The following is a 3,825-nucleotide window of genomic DNA, read 5'->3' on the forward strand; positions in this document are numbered from 1 at the left end:
AGCTTTTCTATGTAAGGATTGTCTACTACCGGAATTTCTAAATCCATGATCGATTGATATCCTTCTTCCAAATACTCGGCTACAAATGGTACTTTTGGTACTGTTCCTACCTGATAGGAATGAATAACGCAACGGTTGACGAGAAAAGCTTGACCTATTTGTTTTGCAGTAGTATCAAATATTCTCTGTACATCTAAACTTTGGCGAATATCTTGAGTAATTTGTCCTAATAGAAGACTACGTTGTAATTGTTGTTGTAGCGCTAAGTGAATCAAATTTTGTTCAATTGCACTAGCGAGAACATTTGTCACTGACTGTAAAAAGTGAATATCATCAAGAGTGAAAGTATATTTTTTAGTAGCATAAGCAGCTAATATTCCTACTGATTGATGATTTCCCGGAATGATTAAACTGATACCACTGACAATACCTTGCTTTAACAAGTGTTTGAAGTCTGGATACTCTGAAATTTTAGTGTTGAGGTCTTCAATAATAACTGGTTTTTCCGCAGCTAAAGTGTGAGTAATAATAGAATCAAAAGCCTTAGTAACAACTGGTTGAGCGATTAAAGTTTTTGCTTTATTCATACTAGCTTTAATTTGCCAAGTTTGAGTATCTGATGAGTATTCCCAAATTTGACAATGGTCTAGTTTTAGAGTCTGACAAACTAGGGACACTGCTTCTGACATTAGCTCAAATAAAGAAATATTTTGTAAAGCACGTTGACCTAATTTTGCTAATGCTGCTGCTGCTGAAGCTTGAATAGCTAATTTTTGTTCTGCTTGTTTGCGTTCGTAAAGTGCAGCTTGCTGTTCGCTAATATCCCGCAAAATTATCGTAAATACAGTTTCATCTTTTAATTCTAATTGTGAAATTGATGCCTCTGCTGGAAATTCTGTACGATCTTTTCGCCTAGCAATAACTACAGCTAGTCTATGTTTTGTTTGATGATTTTTTACTTCTAGAGAGTTGTTGAATTTTGACTCTTGCCAAACAATTAATTTACCAAGTGATTGCCCCACAGCTTCCTGATTTGTATAACCAAATATTTTTTCTGCTCCTTGGTTAAACATTTGAATAATTCTATTTCTATCTACTGAAATAATTGCATCTTCCGCCATATCTAAAATACCTGCTAAACGAGCCTCAGATTTTTTTAAAGCTTCAGAAAATGCTATACGTTCATTGATTTCATTTTCTAGCTTTTGATTTAAAAGATTTAAATCTGCTGTTCGCTTGTGTACTCTAGCTTCCAAATTGGCATTCAGGAGGCATATTTTTTCTTCAGCTAAAATACGTTCTCTGATTTGTTTTTCTAGTTCCTCATTAGTTGCTTCTAGTTGTATTAAATCAGGTCTTTTTAAAAGTTTTCGAGCTAAACGAATTAAAAATATTATTGTGACAATAGCAACTATTACTGTAGTACCTTTAACTAACCCTAATAGACCATGATGAGGAGACTGTAGATTCCAAATTTTTTGACTGTAAGAAATACCACTAAAAATCATCAAAATTGCCAACATCCAAAAAGTTAAATTGAATGGCATATTTGGTCGTTTAATCAAACAGTAGGTAAGTATTAGTGCGATCAAATAATAGGCCAGTGCCATCAATAAATCTGATGTTAAATTAAATAACATTAACCTTGGTTGTAGTAGGTAATAAATTACATTCATCAGCAAGATACTCGAACTAATAGTTGTTAGAAATAACCATGACATATAATACCCCTCCTGATATACTAGATATTATTATTTAATCAAATCCTAAGCTGTAGTTGCAATTATAACTTTCTAAGTCATGCTGCGTACGGCGACAGCCGAAACGCAAATAGCCATCAGCAAACAGCTTTTTTATCTCCCTGATTTAAGTCTTTCTTTTAAGGCTAATTACTGTACTTCAGTCAACCAAGAAACACTATATAATTTTGATGACTGTCTAGAAAAAAATCTAAAATTAAGCCAAAATGCTTAGTACTCCAATCCAAATAGCAATTACTTTAGGAACTCGCCCCGAAGCTATAAAATTAGCACCAGTTATCCAACTTTTTCAAAGTTCTCCAGATTTTAAAACCCAGGTAATTTTAACTGGACAACATCGAGAAATGGTAAAACAGGTAATGAAATTATTTGAAATTAGTCCAGATCGGGATTTAGCAATTATGCAAACTCGGCAAACATTGACAGATATTATGTGTCGAAGTTTGCAAGGATTAGAAGCGTTATTTCTGCAACTGCAGCCTCAATTAGTATTAGTCCAGGGAGATACTAGCACCGCTTTTGCGGCTACCCTAGCTGCATTTTATCAAAAAATTCCTGTTGGTCACATAGAAGCAGGTTTACGAACCAATGATTTATTGAATCCCTATCCTGAAGAAGCAAACCGCCGTTTAATTTCTCAGATAGCTCAATTACATTTTGCTCCTACCAATTTAGCTGTAGAAAACTTGCACAAATCTGGAGTAGTAGGGGAAATTCATCAAACAGGAAATACGGTCATTGATGCTTTGTTAAAAGTAGCGAAAACTCAGCCTCAATGTTATATTTATGGTTTAGATTGGCACAAATACCGAGTAATATTAGCAACTGTTCATCGACGCGAAAATTGGGGAGAACCTTTGACAGAAATTGCTCAAGGATTTATCAAAATTTTAGACAAGTTTCCTGATACAGCTTTAGTTTTACCTCTTCATAAAAACCCTACAGTTAGAGAACCTTTAAAAGCTATTTTAGAAAGTCATCCCAGAGTTTTTTTAGAAGAACCTTTTGATTATAATCAATTAGTAGGAGCAATTCATAACTGTTATTTAGTATTAACTGATTCTGGTGGTTTACAAGAAGAAGCTCCGAGCTTAGGAAAGCCTGTTTTAGTATTACGAGAAACTACAGAAAGGCCGGAAGCAATCATGGCAGGAACTGCTAAACTTGTAGGTACTGATTCAACTAATATTATGGCTGCTACTGCGGAATTATTGAGTGATGCTGCTAAGTATGAAAAAATGGCAATGGCAATTAATCCTTTCGGTGACGGTCATGCCTCAGAAAGAATTATGAAGATTGTGAAAAGTTATTTTGGTTAAGCTATTTTTGCTCGGTTATATGTCTCTATCGCATTCTTTATTTGGCGTTGCGGAATAAATTTATGAGTTCACAGGAGTTAGGAGTTAGTAAATAGAAAGGAGTTTTTCGGTAACTAAATAGGAAGAAATAGGTATGATATCATTCAGGATAAGAGGGCGAGCAAAAAACTTTCTCCTTCTACTCGGAGTTTCTTATTCTTTCTTCCCTCCTGACTCAGTCCTCCTGACTTCCCCTCCTAGAAGAGGCGCGCGGGTGGGTTGACTCCTAAGTAATTAGAATTAATATCATACACGCGCTTCAGCAACGCCTAATATTGTAATATTTTTCTTAATGATGCTTAACTATAACTCCATTCTCAGCAAAGCATTTGCATCCTTAGTTTTATTGTAGTTAGCGATCGCTTGTTGAAGTTCTCTTTAGTTATAACAGTAGTAAGTCTAACTTTCTCAGTGTGGATGAACTTTATATCTTTGCTTCGACTGCTATACAGACTTTTCCCCCTAGAAAGTTAGAAGGTTAGGTCTTTTTTACTAATCATTTTAGCTCAGAGACTCTAGTAGAGCATTGACTTAATCAACGAATAACGATATAATACGTATTTAAGCATACTATTTAGACTGGCTGCGCTCACGCATACATGAAATCCATTAGAACCAAGCTCAAACTTAATAATAAACAGAAAACTTTGATGGCTCAACACGCGGGCTACTCTAGATGGTGCTATAACTGGGGTTTAAGTCTGTGA

3 protein-coding genes are annotated in these 3,825 nt (G+C 35.0%); 2 read left to right on the plus strand and 1 reads right to left on the minus strand.

Annotated features, from left to right (window positions below; translation table 11 throughout):
• On the minus strand, positions 1 to 1,721 hold a 1,721-nt coding region (locus F6K13_RS22915; protein ID WP_287288487.1), incomplete at its 3' end, for a PAS domain S-box protein.
• Between the two features lie 245 nt (positions 1,722 to 1,966).
• Between F6K13_RS22915 and wecB the strand changes: the two genes are divergently transcribed.
• Both wecB and F6K13_RS22925 read left to right on the plus strand, forming a co-directional pair.
• Entirely contained in the window at positions 1,967 to 3,079 is a 1,113-nt protein-coding gene (gene wecB, locus F6K13_RS22920; protein ID WP_124142713.1) for a non-hydrolyzing UDP-N-acetylglucosamine 2-epimerase, read from the plus strand.
• Positions 3,080 to 3,717: 638 nt separating this feature from the next.
• Positions 3,718 to 3,825 carry a helix-turn-helix domain-containing protein gene (locus F6K13_RS22925; protein ID WP_375340679.1) on the plus strand — a complete coding sequence of 36 codons (108 nt, stop codon included), beginning with the start codon at positions 3,718 to 3,720 and terminating at the stop codon, positions 3,823 to 3,825.

Source organism: Okeania sp. SIO2B9, from assembly GCF_010672505.1.
Classification (GTDB): Bacteria; Cyanobacteriota; Cyanobacteriia; order Cyanobacteriales; family Microcoleaceae; genus Okeania; species Okeania hirsuta.